4 protein-coding genes are annotated in these 4,055 nt (G+C 39.4%); 1 reads left to right on the top strand and 3 read right to left on the bottom strand.

Annotation, left to right across the window (positions count from 1 at the left end):
- Window positions 1–158 precede the first annotated feature (158 nt).
- From KPX09_RS04580 to efp, 3 genes are read right to left on the bottom strand one after another with little or no spacing between them, the layout of a single operon-like run.
- Window positions 159–1,052 (bottom strand): RluA family pseudouridine synthase, encoded by an 894-nt coding sequence (locus KPX09_RS04580; RefSeq protein WP_249549197.1) that lies wholly within the window; start codon window positions 1,050–1,052, stop codon window positions 159–161.
- Between the two features lie 38 nt (window positions 1,053–1,090).
- The gene (locus KPX09_RS04575) at window positions 1,091–1,858 is read right to left on the bottom strand and encodes an inositol monophosphatase family protein (protein WP_249549196.1); all 768 of its coding nucleotides are present in this window, start codon (window positions 1,856–1,858) and stop codon (window positions 1,091–1,093) included.
- Between the two features lie 2 nt (window positions 1,859–1,860).
- Window positions 1,861–2,427 carry an elongation factor P gene (efp, locus tag KPX09_RS04570; RefSeq protein ID WP_249549195.1) on the bottom strand — a complete coding sequence of 189 codons (567 nt, stop codon included), beginning with the start codon at window positions 2,425–2,427 and terminating at the stop codon, window positions 1,861–1,863.
- A gap of 673 nt (window positions 2,428–3,100) precedes the next feature.
- On the opposite strand from efp, the gene KPX09_RS04565 reads away from it, so the two are divergent.
- Window positions 3,101–4,055, top strand: a 955-nt coding sequence (locus KPX09_RS04565; RefSeq protein ID WP_249549194.1) for a hypothetical protein, incomplete at its 3' end; no start/stop codon positions are given.

Below are 4,055 nucleotides of genomic sequence, written 5' to 3'. Positions count from 1 at the left end.
ATATTTTTGCTACGACTGCTTTTGTGTTGCTTAAGCTAACCGTCAATATTTAACTTTGATTCTTCAGTAGCATACAAAATACAATCTTAGCAGCCATAAGATCGTCGCTCATATACTAAAAACTTAAATGATGTACATTAAAATACATTCAACGATAGTCAATCGCATGCAAAGCTCAATACATCTGTAGCGTCGCCAAATAACTCGTTGATAGTGACTACCATATATTCAGGGACTGGAGCTTTTATAACAATCTCTCGATCAAAAAGCTTAAGCGAAATACGAAAAGCATGCAGATGCAATGAATTACGCTGTTGTACCTCAGCATTTTTAGAATACTTTGTATCGCCTATTATAGGACAGCAGAACTGAGACAGATGTATTCTTAGCTGGTGCTTTCTGCCAGTTATTGGAGATAATAACACAACTGCATGATTTTTACATGATCGCAACACTGAAAAAACTGTCTTAGCCTCTTTGGGAATAAGAGTTTCTCCTTCCCCCGTCTGCTTTTTACAATAAATCGGCATAGTTATCTCGCCTCTATTAGATGCCGGAACGCCTTTTGTAACAGCAAGATACTCCTTTCTCACCCTCCGAAAGCGCAGTTCTTCTGATAAAATTCTAGCTACAGACTGCCGCCTCACAATTATTAATACTCCACTCGTGTCTCTATCTAATCTGTGCACAATGTATAACTGCTCTCCGGGAATGATCTTATTTAATAAGTCACTTAAACTAATGCTGACCTTTGTACCACCTTGAACGTTTACCCCTGCCGGCTTATTTATCGCAATGATATTTTCATCCTTATAAATAATATTGTCACGCACAAGCCTAAGCAAGGAATCATCATGTACTTCCTTTGCTTCGTTGCTCTTAGAGGAAATTCCATCAACATTGAATATACTAATTGTATCGCCACGTTGCACCCGCGAAGACGCTAATGCCTTCGAATTATTAAGACGAATTCCACCCTTGCGTAGTAGCTTCTCAACTAAAGCCTGAGGTACCCCAGGAAGAATAGAACGCACATACCTATCCAGGCGCATTCCATCCTCCGCTACCAGATAGTCCGTTACATTCTTCACTACACTTCTACAGTAATGTTCTTCTCTATAAAGTCTCTCAAAAACAGGTTACTCGCTATAAAAAGACCATTATTTATGGAAACACTACCCTTACTCTCCTCCACGAAAAGCCTCCCTATCTCTGCCTTATAATCATGTAATCCTGAGTACACGAGCATATCATAACAACCCGCACAAAGATATGAAAACCCCAAAACAACCGACCCCATAGAACGCAACACAACATGCTGTGTTGCAAGTTCGGAAACTATTCCCCTAACTCTTGAGCACCCTGCAGTAAAGTCGATCATTGAAGCATTTATGCTTTCTTTTTTTGTTACATACATTCTTACATATCTACTCTGCACACTTTCAACAAATGTCCCATGGCCCTTTTCAGCATAATATGTTTCACGCAGTATAGGGGCATCAACAACAGCTGCAATAACCGCCTCGTCCTTTACCAAAGCGACTGCCGTAGCAAAATACGGAAGACCACACATGAAATTCGTCCTACTATCAATCGTACTTACATACCAGAACATCGGACCTAATTCCCGATGGTCACGCGTGCCTTCAAAAAAAATCTCAAGCCCCTGCCTATACGCACTAAGCTCCTCAGAAATTATGGCACTAGACCTAGAATAAGCAGCACGCGTAAATTCACTCGCAGCTACATAAGAAGATTTCAAATACCGTATTTCATTAAAATCCCGCACCAAGCCACGTGATGACTTACGCACTGCATTGATCATAACCCCTACAATAGGCGAGAATAAAGCTACCATACTTAATCTTTTGCCCTCTCATAATACGTGTCATCAGGAGTGTAAATCACAATCTTTTCCCCAACTTTTATAAACGGCGGAACACTCACACGACGTCCATTTTCCAGTACTGCAGACTTATATGATGAAGAAGCAGTCTGCCCCTTGATAACTGACTCCGCTTCTACAACCTCAAGCACAACATAGTCAGGCACCTTAGCAGATATTACCTGACCTTTGTGGAAAAGCAGAGTTAGTATCATATTCTCCTGAAGATATACACTTTTATCTCCTAGCATCTCTATGGGTATAGAAATCTGCTCATAATTTTCAGTATTCATCAAAGTAAGCGAAGATGAATCCCCAAAAATATACTGAAAACTGACTTCTTCTATAATGGCACGGTTTACATATCCATCAGCACGAAACCTCTCCTGATACTTAGCACCAGTTTTTAGATTTTTTAACTCAGCCTGAATATATGCCCCACCCTTACCTGGCTGTGTATGCATAGTCTTCACAACCAGGTACAGAGCACCGTTATGATCTAAAACTTGACCTGGCCGTATGTCATTCCCTCTTTCAGCCATAGCTACCTCCAAGAACGAACGTGAATTCTATGCGTAAGGATACTACAACTCAAGTAAAAAATTAAGAACAATCCTGCATTTGATACTCAGCACGCAATGCAATATTAGCATAGATACTATCACTCTTGGTGTATAACACACCTTAATATAACCTTCATGATTGTAACCTAAAGCAAACATCCTTGAAAACTACCTCAATTTAGCAACCATTATATATTACAGAACCAGGTACCTCTTATACCAACAATAAAGGCACATGTTGTGATCAGCATTGCCAAGCCAATGCTTTTATCAAGTCTGCACGTTAAACTCCAAGAATTGCACACAACTTTATGGATATTTCAGAATTATATCAAGATTAACATTACCTCCTAGTAGCAAAACCTCTCAGCACCTTCGAGTTACCCAATACATAAAAGGTGAATTATTACTGAAACTCGCTACTATAGAGATATTTTCTCCAAAAACACAGGCCGCATCGCTCTAAAAATAGCCTTATGCCACAAAAAATAATGTAGCAAAAATCCAATTTTTTTATCCATTACCCATTACACCACTACCCTCCATATCTACCCACTGTATACAAATTATAATATGATAAATCCTTAAGATTTTTTGACATTTTATTGAGAAATTAATAAAATTTTTGATACTTAATAGAGTATTTATTTTTATGGGAAAATTAACAAAAATCTTTAAGAAGAAAAATAAGAAGAGTTTTCCCGCAGAAGTAGGTGCTGGTTCTCCAGTAAGTGAGACCTTGCAATCTAATGCTTCTGCGGAAACTTCTCCCGAAAACGTTTCTCAATCACTTGGTAATTCCCCTGAAGAAGTTGCCGGCTATAGCGTTCCATTTATGTATGAAGCAGGGCTAGTACCAAAAAGTGCTATTGGAGGGGAAGATATAGAAAATGAAAAACATGGATCGTCTTTAGGTAAGAGACTTATATCGTTAATGCATTCTGCGGAAAGGAAAATTGGTAAAGCTTTCTCATCAAAGCCCAAGGAAAAAGATCCAAAAAAACAGCGTCGAAAAGTCTTTCTCGAGGAAGTAAGTTCAGAACATGACTCAATATTAACACTGAGCACGTATGCCTCTTATGAAAGCCTAATCTCGGACGAAGAGGAATTGGACTTCCAAAACTTTCTCGATGAAACAAGTTCAGAACATGACTCAACACGAGCGTTGGCTCCGTATTCCTCCCGTGAAAGTATATCTTCAGATCCAACTATCATAAACTCAGAATATACTCCGGATGTGTCCTTTGCTAAGAGTGAGCCAAATAATTTATCGCAACAAGAGCTCGATGCTATTTGCGAGGACATTATTGCACATAGTAGCGGCTCTGTAAACCTTTCGGAAGAAAATTCACCTACCTATGCTGGTGCCCCTAAGGACGTAAGTCTTAGTGCTTATAAGAACGATGGGGACAAGTCTATTGCCTCTAAGAAGTCTAATCCCTTCGAGAAAGTCAGATTTCTGGCGCCCTTCTTTTCACAAACAAATGGTACAACTGTTATGTCTAAAAGTACTCAGAACGATACCTCTACTCAAAGTAGTAGTGCTAGTAGCGACCCGTTATACGCTACTCCTACTGCGCCCAAGTCTAAGTTTTATGTAGGTTTAC

The sequence above is a fragment of the Anaplasma phagocytophilum genome (genome assembly GCF_023476575.1).
In the GTDB taxonomy this organism is placed as follows: domain Bacteria; phylum Pseudomonadota; class Alphaproteobacteria; order Rickettsiales; family Anaplasmataceae; genus Anaplasma; species Anaplasma phagocytophilum_A.
Note: the sequence above shows the minus strand (reverse complement) of the source record. Positions and strands in the feature narration are given on the sequence as shown.

What these genes read in the sequence shown, in the direction of transcription:
- KPX09_RS04580 (WP_249549197.1), bottom strand. Translation starts at nt 1,052, where the DNA reads ATGCGCCTGGATAGGTATGTGCGTTCTATTCTTCCTGGGGTACCTCAG.
- KPX09_RS04575 (WP_249549196.1), bottom strand. Translation starts at nt 1,858, where the DNA reads ATGGTAGCTTTATTCTCGCCTATTGTAGGGGTTATGATCAATGCAGTG.
- efp (WP_249549195.1), bottom strand. Translation starts at nt 2,427, where the DNA reads ATGGCTGAAAGAGGGAATGACATACGGCCAGGTCAAGTTTTAGATCAT.